Annotated in this window: 14 protein-coding genes; 10 read left to right on the forward strand and 4 right to left on the reverse strand. The window is 60.4% G+C overall.

Annotated elements, in window-relative coordinates; genetic code table 11:
- Positions 1–58: 58 nt before the first annotated feature.
- Entirely contained in the window at positions 59–424 is a 366-nt protein-coding gene (locus PspS34_RS06055; protein WP_046043993.1) for a YkgJ family cysteine cluster protein, read from the reverse strand.
- A 268-nt stretch (positions 425–692) separates the two neighbouring features.
- On the opposite strand from PspS34_RS06055, the gene PspS34_RS06060 reads away from it, so the two are divergent.
- Positions 693–2,042, forward strand: coding sequence for an MFS transporter (locus PspS34_RS06060; RefSeq protein ID WP_057716097.1), 1,350 nt, complete (start codon positions 693–695; stop codon positions 2,040–2,042).
- 170 nt (positions 2,043–2,212) lie between these two features.
- On the opposite strand, the gene rapA is transcribed toward PspS34_RS06060, so the two are convergent.
- Complete coding sequence (gene rapA, locus PspS34_RS06065; protein ID WP_057716096.1) at positions 2,213–5,059, reverse strand: RNA polymerase-associated protein RapA; 2,847 nt, start codon at positions 5,057–5,059, stop codon at positions 2,213–2,215.
- 217 nt (positions 5,060–5,276) lie between these two features.
- Between rapA and PspS34_RS06070 the strand changes: the two genes are divergently transcribed.
- The 3 genes from PspS34_RS06070 (at position 5,277) to ccoM (ending at position 6,133) form a co-directional block, all read left to right on the forward strand.
- Positions 5,277–5,618: an aspartate-semialdehyde dehydrogenase gene (locus PspS34_RS06070; protein WP_154861791.1), complete on the forward strand. Its 342-nt coding sequence runs from the start codon at positions 5,277–5,279 to the stop codon at positions 5,616–5,618.
- Positions 5,619–5,717: 99 nt separating this feature from the next.
- Positions 5,718–5,879: a hypothetical protein gene (locus PspS34_RS28235; RefSeq protein ID WP_008016476.1), complete on the forward strand. Its 162-nt coding sequence runs from the start codon at positions 5,718–5,720 to the stop codon at positions 5,877–5,879.
- Positions 5,880–6,022: 143 nt separating this feature from the next.
- Positions 6,023–6,133: a cytochrome c oxidase subunit CcoM gene (gene ccoM / locus PspS34_RS28850; RefSeq protein WP_007976669.1), complete on the forward strand. Its 111-nt coding sequence runs from the start codon at positions 6,023–6,025 to the stop codon at positions 6,131–6,133.
- Positions 6,134–6,395: 262 nt separating this feature from the next.
- On the opposite strand, the gene PspS34_RS06075 is transcribed toward ccoM, so the two are convergent.
- Together PspS34_RS06075 and PspS34_RS06080 are read right to left on the reverse strand one after the other, a co-directional pair.
- Positions 6,396–7,871 (reverse strand): inorganic phosphate transporter, encoded by a 1,476-nt coding sequence (locus PspS34_RS06075; RefSeq protein ID WP_057716094.1) that lies wholly within the window; start codon positions 7,869–7,871, stop codon positions 6,396–6,398.
- 376 nt (positions 7,872–8,247) lie between these two features.
- Positions 8,248–8,448, reverse strand: coding sequence for a hypothetical protein (locus PspS34_RS06080; RefSeq protein WP_007986337.1), 201 nt, complete (start codon positions 8,446–8,448; stop codon positions 8,248–8,250).
- Positions 8,449–9,138: 690 nt separating this feature from the next.
- Between PspS34_RS06080 and pcaR the strand changes: the two genes are divergently transcribed.
- The 6 genes from pcaR (at position 9,139) to pcaH (ending at position 15,303) form a co-directional block, all read left to right on the forward strand.
- Positions 9,139–9,981, forward strand: a complete 843-nt coding sequence (pcaR, locus tag PspS34_RS06085; protein ID WP_057716093.1) for a pca regulon transcriptional regulator PcaR — start codon at positions 9,139–9,141, stop codon at positions 9,979–9,981.
- 123 nt (positions 9,982–10,104) lie between these two features.
- On the forward strand, positions 10,105–11,451 hold the full coding sequence (locus PspS34_RS06090; protein WP_057716092.1) for an MFS transporter: 1,347 nt from the start codon (positions 10,105–10,107) through the stop codon (positions 11,449–11,451).
- 271 nt (positions 11,452–11,722) lie between these two features.
- Entirely contained in the window at positions 11,723–12,580 is an 858-nt protein-coding gene (locus tag PspS34_RS06095; RefSeq protein ID WP_008054173.1) for a CoA transferase subunit A, read from the forward strand.
- Entirely contained in the window at positions 12,580–13,359 is a 780-nt protein-coding gene (locus PspS34_RS06100; protein ID WP_057716091.1) for a CoA-transferase subunit beta, read from the forward strand. The genes PspS34_RS06095 and PspS34_RS06100 overlap by 1 nt, the downstream gene beginning before the upstream one ends.
- Complete coding sequence (gene pcaF, locus PspS34_RS06105) at positions 13,356–14,561, forward strand: 3-oxoadipyl-CoA thiolase (RefSeq protein ID WP_174245503.1); 1,206 nt, start codon at positions 13,356–13,358, stop codon at positions 14,559–14,561. The genes PspS34_RS06100 and pcaF overlap by 4 nt, the downstream gene beginning before the upstream one ends.
- Positions 14,562–14,598: 37 nt before the next feature.
- Positions 14,599–15,303, forward strand: coding sequence for a protocatechuate 3,4-dioxygenase subunit beta (gene pcaH, locus PspS34_RS06110; protein ID WP_057716089.1), 705 nt, complete (start codon positions 14,599–14,601; stop codon positions 15,301–15,303).

The raw sequence follows: 15,303 nt of genomic DNA on the forward strand, positions 1-15,303 counted from the left end.
AGTGGCACATTGATGCCAATTTTTTTGATATTAGCCTAATAGCGATTAGTGCTATGACTCAGGCGATTTGCTTCTGAGGCGTCTCGAACGCGGGTTGCAGGGCCGGCAAGCCGAAAGCGGCACGGGCCGCGTCGCAATCGGGATTTGCCAGGCCGTCGACCCACGAAGCGTCGAACTCCCGACAGGTGCTGGAGCGTTTTTCGTAAATGGAGCACTGCACCGTACTGCCCACGTCTCCGACCAGGCTGGTGCAGCGCACGGGTTTGCAGCCGGTTCCGAGCATCGCGACCCGACTGGGGCTGATCTGCTCGACAAGCTCATCGGGTACCGTCCCCCCGGACGAGGCGCATTCACCCCAGAAAAATGACACGCGAAAATGAGAACAGCAGGCACCGCAATTCAGACACGGACTGGCTTCGGACATGGGCGATTATCTAAGGAGGAGTGGAGACACAGGGGGGGAAACAAGGCCGCTATTCTAGGCTTCGCCAACGGCTTGGGAAGGGGGGCTGAAAGGTATTTTTCATCGGTCGGACGGACTGCGAAATACCCGTCCCGCGAAAGCTCCTACAGATTGCGTCCCATGGGTTGGTATCAGCCTGGCGAATAATGAAAGACAGGCGCGGCCGGCCTGTCTAGATTGCAAAGTCCGGGGGCAGTGACGCCCCAAAAACAATAAAAGAGACGGACCCATGCAGAACTCGACCCAAGCGGCCAATGCCTGGCGCATTCTGTTCCTGTTGTTCCTGGCCAATCTGTTCAATTTTTTCGACCGCACCATCCCGGCCATCATCATCGAGCCCATTCGCATGGAATGGCACCTCAGTGATTTCCAGTTGGGGATCATCGGGACGGCATTCACCATCGTCTACGCCATTGCCGGCTTGCCGCTGGGGCGCATGGCCGATACCGGCTCGCGCAGCAAGCTGATGGGCTGGGGGCTGGCGGTATGGAGCGGTTTGACAGCCGTCAACGGCATGGTGGGCAGTTTCTGGAGCTTCCTGATCGTGCGCATGGGCATCGGCATCGGCGAGGCCAGTTACGCGCCAGCCGCCAACTCGCTGATCGGCGACTTGTTTCCGGCGCACCGTCGGGCGCGGGCCATGGGGATCTTCATGCTGGGGCTGCCCTTGGGGCTGTTGCTGGCGTTCTTCACCATTGGCGCGATGGTCAAGGCCTTCGATAGCTGGCGCGCACCGTTCTTTATCGCGGCGGTGCCCGGGCTGATCCTGGCGATCTTCATGTTTTTCATCAAGGAACCGAAGCGCGGCGCTGCCGAGAGCGTTCAGGTTTCGCAGGAAAAAATCGATCGGCCGATCCGTCGGGTATTGGCAGTGCCAACCTTCCTGTGGCTGGTGATGGCCGGCCTGTGTTTCAACTTCGCCACCTATGCTTGTAACTCGTTTCTTGTGCCGATGCTGCAACGCTACTTCCTCATGCCGTTGCAGGATGCCGCAGTGGCGACCGGAGTTATTGTCGGTGTGACCGGGCTGGTCGGCCTGACCCTCGGTGGCTGGATCGCGGACAAGATTCACCAGCGCATCGCCAACGGACGGCTTTTGTTTGCCGCCTTCAGCCTGGTGATTTCGACGGTCTGCACCGCGTGGGCGCTGCATTCCGGGCGAATCGAGATCGGTGTGTTTGTCGCGGTATTCAGTATGGGCTGGCTGTTCGCCTACAACTTTTATACCTGCGTGTACACGGCGATTCAGGATGTGGTCGAGCCTCGGTTGCGGGCAACGGCGATGGCGCTGTTCTTTGCCGGGCTGTACCTGTTGGGCGGTGGCCTGGGGCCGGTGGTGGTCGGGGCCTTGTCGGATCACTTCGCCCACACGGCGATGCTTGCGGCGGGCGCGGAGCAAATGACTGAGGCGTTTAAAGCGGTCGGCCTGCATGACGCGATGTACCTGATACCGGTGGCGTTGTTGCTCACCGTGGTGTTTCTGTTCCTGGCTTCGCGGTGTTTTGTGAGGGACGCCAAGCGGATGAAGGACGGGTTGGTGGCGGTGGTTGAGCCTGACAGTTCTGCGGTGACTGCTTAACCGCTATCGCGAGCAAGCTCGCTCCCACAGGTATCTCATAGGCACTGAAGATCCAATGTGGGAGCGAGCTTGCTCGCGATGAGGCCATCAGCAGCACTACTGAATTTGAAGTAAACAAAAAAGGCCCGCATCGCTGCGGGCCTTCTTTTCATAGCGGTGGAGGAGGGTTGTTAACCCGCCACCAGCACCCGAATCGCTTCCAGTCGCAGCGCAGCCTTGTCGAGCATGGCCAGGCCTTGCTCGCGTTGTTTGCGCAGGGCCACCAGTTCGCTGTCGCGCACGGTCGGGTTGACCGCTTGCAGGGCGGTCAGGCGCGCCAGTTCTTCGTCGGTATCGGCGGCCAGGCGACGCTGCGCCTCGGCGACACGTTCAGTGTGGCGCGGCAGGATCTTCGCTTCACCGGCGTTGATCCGTGGCGTCAGTTGGTCACGCTGGGCCTGGATGAACTTGTTGGCGCTGGCACGCGGCACGCTTTCGAGCTGGTCGTTCAAGGTTTCGAACGACACGCGGGCCGACAGGTCGTTGCCGTTGGTATCGAGCAGGCAACGCAGGGCGGCCGGTGGCAGGTAGCGGCCCAGTTGCAGCGAGCGTGGGGCAACCACTTCGCTGACATAGAGCAGTTCCAGCAACACGGTGCCAGGTTTCAGCGCCTTGTTCTTGATTAGTGCCACGGCGGTGTTGCCCATGGAACCGGACAGCACCAGGTCCATGCCGCCCTGAACCATCGGGTGCTCCCAGGTGATGAACTGCATGTCTTCGCGAGACAGCGCCTGGTTACGGTCGTAGGTGATGGTCACGCCTTCGTCGTCGCCCAGCGGGAAGCTGGCGTCGAGCATTTTTTCGCTCGGCTTGAGGATCAGCGCGTTTTCCGAATGGTCTTCGCTGTCGATGCCGAAGGCGTCGAACAGGGTTTCCATGTAGATCGGCAGGGCGAACTGATCGTCCTGTTCGAGGATGTCTTCAACCAGCGCATCACCTTCGCCAGCGCCACCGGAGTTGAGCTCCAGCAAACGGTCGCGGCCGGTGTGCAGCTCGGCTTCCAGACGTTCACGCTCGGTACGGGCTTCGTCGATCAGCGCTTGCCACTCACCGTCATCGGCTTCTTCGAGCAGCGGCAGCAGGCGCGGGCCGAACTGGTGCTGCAAGGCGTTGCCGGTCGGGCAGGTGTTGAGGAACGCATTCAGCGCTTCGTGGTACCACTGGAACAGGCGCTCTTGCGGGCTGGTTTCCAGATACGGCACGTGCAGTTCGATGATGTGCTTCTGGCCGATCCGGTCCAGTCGACCGATACGTTGTTCCAGCAGGTCCGGGTGGGACGGCAGATCGAACAGCACCAGGTGATGGGAGAACTGGAAGTTGCGACCTTCACTGCCGATTTCCGAGCAGATCAGCACCTGCGCGCCAAATTCTTCGTCGGCGAAATAGGCGGCGGCGCGGTCACGCTCGAGGATGTTCATGCCTTCGTGGAACACCGTGGCCGGGATGCCGGAACGCACGCGCAGGGCGTCTTCCAGGTCCATGGCGGTTTCGGCGTGGGCGCAGATCACCAGCACTTTGGTGCGCTTGAGCATCTTCAGTTGATCGATCAGCCATTCGACGCGCGGGTCGAATTTCCACCAGCGTTCTTCTTCGCTGGCGTCCGGTTGGGCCTGGAAGCTGACTTCCGGGTACAGCTCGGCGTGATCGCCCAACGGCAGTTCGAGGTATTCGTCCGGGCACGGCAGCGGGTACGGGTGCAGCTTGCGCTCCGGGAAACCCTGCACGGCAGCGCGGGTGTTGCGGAACAGCACGCGGCCGGTGCCGTGGCGGTCGAGCAGTTCACGCACCAGACGCGCGCTGGCTTCGGTGTCGCCATCGTTGACGGCGGCCAGCAGGGCTTCGCCTTCGTTGCCGAGGAAGCCGTGGATGGTCTTGTGGGCTTGCGGCGACAGGCGTCCCTTGTCCAGCAACTCCTGAACGGCTTCAGCCACCGGGCGATAGTTTTCGCTCTCGGCGCGGAAGGCTTGCAGGTCGTGGAAACGGTTCGGGTCGAGCAGGCGCAGACGAGCGAAGTGGCTGTCCTGGCCCAGTTGTTCCGGAGTGGCAGTCAACAGCAACACGCCAGGAATGGTCTCGGCGAGTTGCTCGACCAGGGAATACTCAGGGCTGACCTGATCTTCGTGCCACACCAGGTGGTGAGCCTCGTCGACCACCAGCAAGTCCCAGCCCGCCGCGAACAGCGCGTCCTGGGCTTTCTCGTCGTCCACCAACCACTCAAGCGCGACCAGTGCGAGCTGGGTGTCTTCGAAGGGGTTGCTGGCATCGCTTTCGATGAAACGTTCTTCGTCGAACAGCGCGACCTGCAGGTTAAAGCGGCGGCGCATCTCGACCAGCCACTGGTGCTGCAGGTTTTCCGGAACCAGGATCAACACGCGGTTGGCGCGGCCCGAGAGCAATTGGCGATGGATCACCAGGCCGGCTTCGATGGTTTTGCCCAGGCCCACTTCGTCGGCCAGCAGAACCCGTGGCGCGATACGGTCGGCGACTTCGCGGGCAATGTGCAACTGGTGCGCGATCGGTTGCGCACGCACGCCGCCCAGACCCCAAAGGGAGGACTGCAACTGGCGACTGGTGTGTTCCAGTGTGTGGTAACGCAGGGAGAACCAGGCCAGCGGGTCGATCTGGCCGGCGAACAGACGGTCGCTGGCCAGGCGGAACTGGATGAAGTTCGACAGTTGGGTTTCCGGCAGGGTGACCACTTCGTTCTGCCCGTTGAGGCCGTGGTAAACCAGCAGGCCATCGACGTCGTCGACTTCGCGAACGGTCAGCTTCCAGCCTTCGAAGTGAGTGATGGAGTCACCGGGCGAAAACCGCACACGGGTGAGGGGCGCATTCCTTAGCGCGTACTGGCGAGTGTCGCCAGTGGCCGGATAGAGCACGGTCAACAAGCGGCCGTCCTGTGCCAGAACGGTGCCTAAACCCAGCTCGGCTTCGCTGTCACTGATCCAGCGTTGCCCCGGTTGATACTGCTGCGCCATGCTGCCTGACTCCCACCTGAAAAAGCGGGCTATCTTAACGGAATGAGGGCTTCAGGGCCAAAGGACTCTCAGAAAAACTCACAGTCATACGTTAGCCCACCTGTGCATGACGCGCCGCCCGGTGCATTAATGAGTGCCAAATGAGTCACAGTTTGCGACCGATGGCTCAAGTCGCCATCCCCGCAGCCGACAGCCTGCTGACAGGAGACTGAAAACCATGCTGCCACCGATGCTCCCCTTGAGTGCCGTGCCGATCACTTCACAGTCCGACCCGATCCGTCAGCGTCCGGATATTCCTCCGGTGGTGCCGGTGCAGGAAAGCTCCAGTGAAAGCACGATCGACCTGCAAAAGCGCAATCCTGAGGAGGACGGACTGGTGCTGCGCGAGGAACAGCGCCGCAGGCAGGAGCAGGAACGACGTCGCCACGAAGCTGATAATGACCCGCAGGCTCACCTGGCGATTCCCGGGGATGAACTCAATGCCGACAACACCGTGCCGGTGGCGCCGCTGATGGAAGATCAGCCGCGGCAAGGGTTGTGGGTCGATATCGAGATTTGAGCGCAGGCTGGTCAGCACGGCCGTCAGGCCGCATTATTGGCGCAGGGTTGCCGAACGCTACGGCGGCTTAAACTCATTTCAAGCGATGCACTGACTGCCATGAGCCAAGACGACAAACTGATTGACCTCAATGCCGAGCGCGCCAAGCGTGTTCATGACCTCAATGACAAGCGGCTCAATGAAGTTCGCCAGGCGTTCGAGCAGGCCATGCCATTGGGCAAGGCCAAAAAAAAGCCGAAAAACAAACCGAAAAAGCGCTGAAATCCCCCGCATTCATTGATGCGGGTCAAACTTCTCCCTTCCTCTTGCCCAGTCTCGGGCGACATTGATCCCGGTCAATATTCTCTCCTGCCCGTTTGGTTAACTTAGCCCTATCGCAACAGGGCAGGTACAGGAGACGCGTCATGTTTTTCGACAACGTGGTGATCGCCGGAGTGCTGACTGTCAGCCTCATGTTTGTATTTTTTGCAGGGTTCGGACTTTTTATCTGGAAGGATTCGCACAAGCGGAAATAACCGTCGTTCTTTCTGGATGTAATGAGCACGCAAGGCATTTTGGGCAACTTCGGTTGCCCTTTTTTTTGCCTGCGATTTCTGGACGGTGTACACAAAACCAGTGTGGGAGCGGGCTTGCTCGCGAATGCTGACTGACATTCAACATCAATGTTGACTGACACACGGCTTTCGCGAGCAAGCCCGCAGTTGATTTGTGGTGTTTGGAAGAGACAATAAAAAAGGCGCGGTCCTTGCGGAGCGCGCCTTTTTCGATGCAGCTGTATCAGCTACCCAGCGCCTTCGAGGCCAGCCAGAACAACCCGGCCGACAGGGCCACGGTGGCTGGCAGGGTCAATACCCAGGCCAGCAGGATGGTTCTGACGGTGCCGCCTTGCAGGCCGCTTTTGTTGGCGACCATGGTGCCCGCCACGCCGGAGGACAGCACGTGGGTGGTGGAAACCGGCAGGCTGAAGATGTTCGCCATGCCGATCAGGCTGGCGGTGGTGATCTGCGCCGACATGCCTTGGGAGTAAGTCATGCCTTGCTTGCCGATCTTCTCGCCAATGGTCAGTACCACGCGTTTCCAACCGACCATGGTGCCCAGGCCCAGGGCCAGTGCTACCGCCAGAATCACCCAGAACGGGGCGTATTCAGTGGTGGTGGTCAGGTCTTTGCGCAACTTGTCCAGGTCAGCCTTTTCACGCGCCCCGAGCGTTGGCAATTTGCTGACTTTCTTCGCGGTGTCATCCAGGCAGAGCAGGTAACGACGTACTTCGATGCGGCTTTCCGCCGACAGCGAATGGTAGTCGGCTACACCCTTGAGGGTGCCAAGCAGGGCGGTGATGGTCGGTTCGGTCTGTTGCGGGTTGCAACGGAATTTCTCCGGCAAGTCGCCGTTCAAGCTCTTGCCCAAGGCCAGGAACTCGCCCAGGGTTTCGGAATTGCGCTGGTAGAACTGGCTCAGGTGCAACGTAGCGTCGCGAGTCCGTTCGATCTGGTAGGTCGTGCTGTTCAGGTCGAGGACGAACTGGGCCGGCACGATACCGATCAGGACCAGCATGATCAGGCCGATACCTTTCTGGCCATCGTTGGAGCCGTGAACGAAACTCACGGCCATGGCCGAGATCACAAGTACCAGGCGATTCCAGAACGGCGGGTGTTTCTTGTCGTCGATCTTGCGGCGCTGTTCCGGCGTCTTGTGCATCTTCGACAGCGGACGCCACCATTTAAGACCGATCAGGATCAGCGCGGCGATCAGGAAGCCTGCCATTGGCGAGAATACCAGCGACATGCCGATATCGATCGCCTTTTGCCAGTTCACCCCGTCGGCCAACGGAATTTCGTTGATCAGGGCGTTGGCCAGGCCCACGCCGAGGATCGAACCGATCAGCGTGTGGGAGCTGGAGGCGGGGATACCGAAGTACCAGGTGCCCAGGTTCCAGGTGATGGCTGCGGCGAGCAACGAGAACACCATGGCCAGTCCGTGACCGGTGTTCACATTGATCAGCAGTTCTACCGGCAGCAGGTGGACGATGGCATACGCCACGCCGACCCCGCCCAGCAGCACGCCGAGGAAGTTGAACACACCGGAGAAGAACACCGCCAGGTGAGGCGGCATGGCTTTGGTGTAGATAACGGTCGCCACCGCGTTAGCGGTGTCATGAAAGCCGTTGATGAACTCGAAGGCGAGGACAAAGGCCAGGGCGAGCAAGAGGCTCACAAGCACCCAAGCATCCAGTCCGCTGAATAAATCGATCATGAAGGTTTTCTGACCCGGTCATAAGGGGGCGCGATTATGCCAGAAAAGACTGCTAATCAATGCACTAGCTGCTCATCGGTAACATTCTTCAACGAATTTTTTTGCCGCAGGACCTGAAAACCCACGGTTTTGCTGTGTTTTTTAAGTCATTGATTTTATTGAAAAAATAGACTGTCACAAAACCTTCGAGGCCCGGCAGGAGGGGCTTGAACGGTTGTGAGAAAAATCTGAGAAATAGGTCAGATACCGGAAATCTGCCTGATTCGACGACGGTGATGGCCGCTGCCCGCTCGTAGCGGGCGCGAAAGGCAACATCAATACATCCCGCTTTTAACGGGTGCAGAGGCAGGCCCTTGTAAGGATCAGGCCGAAGCGGTCACGGCTCTTCAGCTTTGAGTTCCTTTTCCATTTTTTGAAGTTCTTGCTGGAAAACCTGATCCTGAACGGTGGCGCGTTTACGCCAGGGTTTGCGTTCCGGTTCGGGTTGAGCGGCGTAAGTGGTGACTTCTCCGCCGTAAACTTCCTTGTAACGTTGTTCCTGGCGCTCTAGTTCCGCGCGCAGTTCGTCTTTCGTCACAGTGCTACCTGATTGAGTTGGGATAAATTCTGGTGAAAACGCGCTGCATCAAATCGTTTGATCACGTTCGTCGAGTGGGCAATGCCCGTCAAGGCATCGTTTTTGGCAACAACGTGATCAATACTTCCATGTCACAGGCGGCCACGACACCAGAGATAAATAGCTGACGTAGCTTCAGTTTCCTGTTTCGGCAAGCGCGATGGCAAGGCTGTGCAATGCGGATCTGGCGCTTGCAACGGGCAACGGCGATGGAACATCGCCTGGCCGGGCAGCGGGTTCGGCAAGTAAAAAACCGAAGCGCTACTGAATTGTATTATAGCGGCCGATTTGAAGAACACTATCTCCAAAGAGTTAAAAGTGAATCTTGGTGTGTGACCGTTTTGTTGCTCGAAACTTTGCGATTAACTAGAACGTCGACGGATACCGCATTGCTGCGATGCCTTTCTGACGCCATTAAATCGGGCAAGTTACGGTAATTGGATTGCCCCATTAAGTCCTGTGTCGAGTCGGCGTAAACATGGGGGCGTAAGTCAGCGAAAACCGGACATCAGCGCATGGGGGTTGATCTACACAACGGATTGCGATTATCGGTCGAGCGTTCGATAATCGCACGGAGTTGGCGGGCCGGGCTTGAGCGCCAGGCTCACCCTTTGTAATAGTCGCTGATCCGAATGGGTAAAAGGACCTTGTATGAACGATCAAATGCGCAATTCCTTCGCTTCAGTGGCTCCTCCCATCGTTGCCTCACCTGCCAAACGGATCCAGGCACTGACCGGCGACCCGGATTTCATGACGTCCCTGGCCCGCGGCCTGGCCGTGGTGCAAGCGTTCCAGGAGCGCAAACGGCACCTGACCATCGCCCAGATCAGCCACCGCACGGAAATTCCCCGCGCCGCCGTGCGTCGTTGCCTGCATACCCTGATCAAGCTCGGCTACGCCACCACCGACGGCCGCACCTATTCGCTGCTGCCCAAAGTGCTGACCCTCGGCCATGCCTATGTGTCATCTACGCCGCTGGCAGTTTCCGCCCAGCCTTACCTGGACCGCATGAGCGAGCAACTGCACGAGGCCTGCAACATGGCCACGCTGGAGGGTGATGACATTCTGTACATCGCGCGCTCCGCGACCACCCAGCGGCTGATTTCGGTGGACCTGTCGGTGGGCGGGCGCTTGCCGGCCTATTGCACCTCGATGGGGCGGATCCTGCTGGCCGCGCTGGATGACACCTCGCTGGGCGAATACCTCGACCACGCCGAATTGCAAGCCAAGACCAGCCGCACGATCCACACCCCCGAGGCGTTGCTCGAATGTCTGCAAGAGGTGCGACAGCAAGGCTGGTGCATCGTCGACCAGGAACTCGAGCAAGGGCTGCGTTCGATTGCCGTCCCGGTGTACGACGCTTCCGGGCAGGTGGTCGCGGCCCTCAATGTCAGCACTCACGCCGGGCGAGTCAGCCGCAATGAACTGGAACAGCGTTTCCTGCCCGGTTTGTTGAGCGCCAGCCGCGACCTCAGCGCCCAGTTGTTTGCCTAAGCCGTTCGATAAACGCACAGAGTCGCGTTTATCGAATTGACGCTGTTTCCTCCGGATCATTAATGTCGCGGCTTCGTCGGCATCTGCTGACATCGTTCGACCGCGATCCGTGGGATAAAAATAATGAACCAGCCTCAGTCTGCTGTAGGGAACTGCCTCGACGTGCAGTCCTTCATCAATGCCCAACCCATTTCGCGCTACCAGTGGCGCGTGGTGATCCTGTGTTTCCTGATTGTCTTCCTCGATGGCCTCGACACCGCGGCAATGGGCTTCATCGCCCCGGCCCTGTCCCAGGACTGGGGTATCGACCGTGCCAGTCTCGGCCCGGTGATGAGTGCGGCGTTGATCGGCATGGTCTTCGGCGCATTGGGCTCCGGCCCTCTGGCTGACCGATTCGGGCGAAAAGTCGTACTGGTCGGCGCGGTGCTGTTGTTTGGTGCCTTCAGCCTGGCCTCGGCCTACAGCACCAATGTCGATCAGCTGTTGGTGTTGCGCTTCCTGACCGGCCTGGGTCTGGGCGCCGGCATGCCGAACGCCACCACGCTGCTGTCGGAATACACCCCTGAGCGCAAAAAGTCCCTGCTGGTGACCAGCATGTTCTGCGGCTTCAACCTCGGCATGGCTGGCGGCGGATTTATTTCGGCCAAGCTCATTCCGGCCTTTGGCTGGCACAGCCTGCTGCTGATCGGTGGAGTGCTGCCGCTGATCCTCGCCGTCGTTTTGCTGTTTTGGCTGCCGGAGTCGGCGCGTTACCTGGTGGTGCGCAACCGCGGTACGGACAAAGTGCGCAAGGCACTGGCGCCGATTGATCCGACGGTGGTGGCCCAGGCGTCCAGTTTCAGTGTGCCGGAACAGAAAACCGTGAAGGCGCGCAATGTGTTCGCGGTGATCTTCTCCGGCACCTACAGCACCGGCACCTTGCTCTTGTGGCTGACCTACTTCATGGGCCTGGTGATCGTTTACCTGCTGACCAGTTGGCTGCCGACGCTGATGCGTGACAGTGGCGCGAGCATGGAGCAGGCCGCCTTCATCGGCGCGCTGTTCCAGTTTGGTGGCGTGCTGAGTGCGGTGGGCGTGGGCTGGGCAATGGACCGGTTCAATCCGCACAAGGTCATCGGCACTTTCTACCTGCTGGCCGGGGTGTTTGCCTACGCGGTAGGGCAGAGCCTGGGCAACATCGCGCTGTTGGCGACGCTGGTGCTGGTGGCCGGGATGTGTGTCAACGGTGCGCAATCGGCAATGCCGTCACTGGCTGCGCGGTTTTATCCGACTCAGGGGCGGGCCACCGGCGTGTCGTGGATGCTCGGCATCGGCCGCTTCGGCGCCATCCTCGGGGCGTGGATGGGCGCGACGTTGCTGGGCCTGGGCTGGAACTTCGAGCAAGTGCTGACGGCGCTGGTGATTCCGGCGGCACTGGCGACGACGGCGGTGGTGATCAAGGGCATGGTCAGTCATGCGGATGCGACCTGAGGCCATCACTCGGGTTCTTTATTGCTGTTGCGGGCCTCTTCGCGAGCAAGCCCGCTCCCACAAGGATCACACTTATCCCTGTGGGAGCGGGCTTGCTCGCGAAGCTTTTGATCTGGATTGTTAGCCGAGCAACAATGTGTTCGATAATCGAACGCTCAGTCGATTATCGGATTGTTTGGCCTTTTTCAGAAGCTTAACCTTCAGTCATTCCGGCGCTGCGCATCGGCGCCTTCTTCCACTGTCGGTTAACAATAAACGGGAGCCTGCCCCAATGGCTGAAATCCTTTCGCTGCACGACGCGGTGAAGCAATTCGTAAACGACGGCGATACGGTCGCGCTCGAAGGCTTTACTCACCTGATCCCGACGGCCGCCGGTCACGAAATCATTCGCCAGGGCAAGAAAGACCTGACCCTGGTGCGGATGACCCCTGACTTGATCTATGACCAGTTGATCGGTGCCGGTTGTGCCCGCAAACTGATTTTCTCCTGGGGCGGCAACCCGGGTGTCGGCTCACTGCATCGCCTGCGTGACGCTGTGGAGAAACAGTGGCCCCACGCGCTGGAAATCGAAGAACACAGCCACGCCGACCTGGCCAACGCCTACGTCGCCGGGGCATCCGGCCTGCCGTTCGCGGTGCTGCGTGCCTACGCCGGTTCCGATTTGCCGAAGGTTAACCCGCTGATCAAATCCGTGACCTGCCCGTTCACCGGCGAAGTGTTGGCCGCCGTGCCTTCGGTGCGTCCGGATATCACGGTGATTCATGCACAGAAAGCCGACCGCAAGGGCAACGTGCTGCTGTGGGGCATCCTCGGCGTGCAGAAAGAAGCTGCGCTGGCGGCCAAGCGCTGCATCGTCACCGTTGAGGAAATCGTCGACGACCTCAATGCACCGATGAACTCCTGTGTATTGCCAACCTGGGCCTTGAGCGCGGTTTGCCACGTACCTGGCGGCGCGCATCCGTCCTATGCCCACGGCTACAACGAACGCGACAACCGCTTCTACCAGGCCTGGGACCCGATTGCCCGCGACCGTGAAACCTTCACCGCGTGGATCAACGAATACATCCACGGCAGCGCTGACTTCAGCGAGTTCCAGGCCAAACTGGCCGCCGCTTCGGAGGCGAAGTAATGACTTACACCACCAATGAAATGATGACCGTTGCCGCTGCCCGTCGCCTGAAGAACGGCTCGGTGTGCTTCGTCGGCATCGGCCTGCCGTCGAAAGCGGCCAACCTCGCGCGCCTGACTTCCTCGCCTGATGTGGTGCTGATCTACGAATCGGGCCCGATCGGTGCCAAGCCAAGTGTATTGCCACTGTCGATTGGCGACGGTGAGCTGGCGGAAACCGCCGACACCGTGGTGCCGACCGGCGAGATTTTCCGTTACTGGCTGCAGGGCGGGCGCATTGACGTCGGTTTCCTCGGCGCGGCGCAGGTCGACCGTTTCGGCAACATCAACACCACCGTCGTGGGTGATTACCACGCGCCGAAAGTCCGTCTGCCGGGTGCAGGTGGCGCGCCGGAGATTGCCGGTTCCGCCAAGAGCGTGTTGATCATCCTCAAGCAGTCGTCGCGCTCCTTTGTCGACAAACTCGATTTCATTACCTCGGTCGGCCACGGCGAGGGCGGCGATTCGCGCAAGCGTCTCGGTCTGCCAGGCGCCGGACCGGTGGGGATCATCACCGATCTGTGCATCATGGAGCCGGAAGCCGGTACCCATGAGTTCGTGGTCACTGCACTGCATCCGGGTGTGACCCGCGAGCAAGTGGTTGATGCCACCGGTTGGGCGATTCGCTTTGCCGACCAGGTTGAGCAAACCGCCGAGCCGACTGAAGTCGAACTGACCGCGCTGCGCGACCTCGAAGCCCGTACCGCTGCCGCACACGGCCAAGCCCCCGGAGAAGCGTGATGCGTGACGTTTATATCTGCGACGCGATTCGTACCCCTATCGGCCGTTTCGGTGGTGGCCTGTCGACGGTGCGTGCCGACGACCTGGCTGCCGTGCCAATCAAGGCCTTGATGGAGCGCAACCCGTCGGTGGACTGGAACGCGGTGGACGAGGTGTTCCTCGGCTGCGCCAACCAGGCCGGTGAAGACAACCGCAACGTTGCGCGTATGGCACTGTTGCTGGCCGGCCTGCCGGAAACCATTCCCGGCGTGACCCTCAATCGCCTTTGCGCTTCGGGCATGGATGCCATCGGCACCGCGTTCCGCGCCATCGCCAGCGGCGAGATGGAGCTGGCGATTGCCGGCGGCGTCGAGTCGATGTCCCGTGCGCCGTTCGTGATGGGCAAGGCCGATGCCGCTTTTTCGCGCAACATGAAGCTCGAAGACACCACCATCGGCTGGCGCTTCATCAACCCGTTGATGAAGGCCCAGTACGGCGTGGATGCGATGCCGCAGACCGCTGACAACGTGGCCGACGATTACAAGGTGTCCCGCGCCGATCAGGACGCGTTCGCCCTGCGCAGTCAACAACGCACGGCCGCCGCACAAGCCGCCGGGTTCTTCGCCGAAGAAATCGTTGAAGTGCGCATAGCCCACAAGAAGGGTGAAACCGTGGTCAGCCAGGACGAGCATCCTCGCGCCGACACCACCCTGGAAGCTCTGACCAAACTCAAACCGGTCAACGGCCCCGACAAGACCGTCACCGCCGGCAATGCCTCGGGTGTAAACGACGGCGCCGCCGCGTTGATCCTGGCTTCGGCCGAAGCGGTGAAGAAACACGGCCTGACTGCCCGTGCCAAAGTGCTGGGCATGGCGAGCGCCGGTGTTGCCCCGCGGGTGATGGGCATTGGCCCGGTGCCGGCGGTGCGTAAACTGATCGAGCGCCTCGGTGTAGCGGTCAGCGATTTCGACGTGATCGAGCTCAACGAAGCCTTCGCCAGCCAAGGCCTGGCGGTGCTGCGTGAACTGGGGATCGCGGACGACGCGGCCCAGGTCAACCCGAACGGTGGCGCGATTGCCTTGGGGCACCCGTTGGGCATGAGCGGCGCGCGGCTGGTGTTGACCGCATTGCATCAGCTGGAAAAAACCGGTGGCAAGAAAGGTCTGGCCACCATGTGCGTCGGTGTCGGTCAGGGGCTGGCCCTGGCGATCGAGCGCGTCTGACACGCTCTGAAGACTTATAAGAACTGAGGAATGTTTCATGACTGACAAGCCTGGTTACCGTCGCCCGCAGGAAGGCACCCAGCCGGAGTACCTGCACCCGACCTATCAATCCACCAACCTGCGCTCGCCGTCCAAGCCGTTGGTGTTCCTGCCGCATTCGCTGTCGGAAATCACCGGTCCTACCGTCGGCGCCGAGCGCATCAACGAGAAGGATAACGACCTGACCGCCCAGCACGAGGGGCAGCCTCAGGGTGAGCGCATCATCATCCACGGCCGTGTGCTGGATGAAAACGGACTGCCGGTGCCGGGGATTCTGGTGGAGATCTGGCAGGCCAACGCCGCCGGTCGCTACGCCCATGCCCGCGACCTGCACGACGCACCGCTGGACCCGAACTTCACCGGCACCGGCCGCACCGTGACCGACGCCGATGGCTGGTACCAGTTCCAGACCATCAAGCCCGGCGCCTATCCATGGGGTAACCACCACAACGCCTGGCGCCCGGCGCACATCCATTTCTCGCTGTTCGGGCCGAGCATCCTGACGCGCCTGGTGACGCAGATGTATTTCCCGGGCGACCCGTTGCTGGCGTACGACCCGATCTACAACTGCGTACCCGATACCAGCGCCAAAGAGCGCTTGATCGCGACGTTCGATCTGGAAAAAACCATCCCTTCCTATGCCCTCGGTTATCGCTGGGACATCGTTTTGCGCGGCCGCGACGCCACGCCGATGGAGAAATAA

The sequence above is a fragment of the Pseudomonas sp. S34 genome (genome assembly GCF_009866745.1).
Taxonomy (GTDB): Bacteria; Pseudomonadota; Gammaproteobacteria; order Pseudomonadales; family Pseudomonadaceae; genus Aquipseudomonas; species Aquipseudomonas jessenii.

Coding starts and splice junctions, on each gene's coding strand:
- pcaH (WP_057716089.1), top strand. CDS start 14,599: ATGACTGACAAGCCTGGTTACCGTCGCCCGCAGGAAGGCACCCAGCCG.
- PspS34_RS06070 (WP_154861791.1), top strand. CDS start 5,277: ATGCTGCCACCGATGCTCCCCTTGAGTGCCGTGCCGATCACTTCACAG.
- pcaR (WP_057716093.1), top strand. CDS start 9,139: ATGAACGATCAAATGCGCAATTCCTTCGCTTCAGTGGCTCCTCCCATC.
- PspS34_RS06100 (WP_057716091.1), top strand. CDS start 12,580: ATGACTTACACCACCAATGAAATGATGACCGTTGCCGCTGCCCGTCGC.
- ccoM (WP_007976669.1), top strand. CDS start 6,023: ATGTTTTTCGACAACGTGGTGATCGCCGGAGTGCTGACTGTCAGCCTC.
- PspS34_RS28235 (WP_008016476.1), top strand. CDS start 5,718: ATGAGCCAAGACGACAAACTGATTGACCTCAATGCCGAGCGCGCCAAG.
- PspS34_RS06090 (WP_057716092.1), top strand. CDS start 10,105: ATGAACCAGCCTCAGTCTGCTGTAGGGAACTGCCTCGACGTGCAGTCC.
- PspS34_RS06095 (WP_008054173.1), top strand. CDS start 11,723: ATGGCTGAAATCCTTTCGCTGCACGACGCGGTGAAGCAATTCGTAAAC.
- PspS34_RS06075 (WP_057716094.1), bottom strand. CDS start 7,871: ATGATCGATTTATTCAGCGGACTGGATGCTTGGGTGCTTGTGAGCCTC.
- rapA (WP_057716096.1), bottom strand. CDS start 5,059: ATGGCGCAGCAGTATCAACCGGGGCAACGCTGGATCAGTGACAGCGAA.
- PspS34_RS06055 (WP_046043993.1), bottom strand. CDS start 424: ATGTCCGAAGCCAGTCCGTGTCTGAATTGCGGTGCCTGCTGTTCTCAT.
- PspS34_RS06060 (WP_057716097.1), top strand. CDS start 693: ATGCAGAACTCGACCCAAGCGGCCAATGCCTGGCGCATTCTGTTCCTG.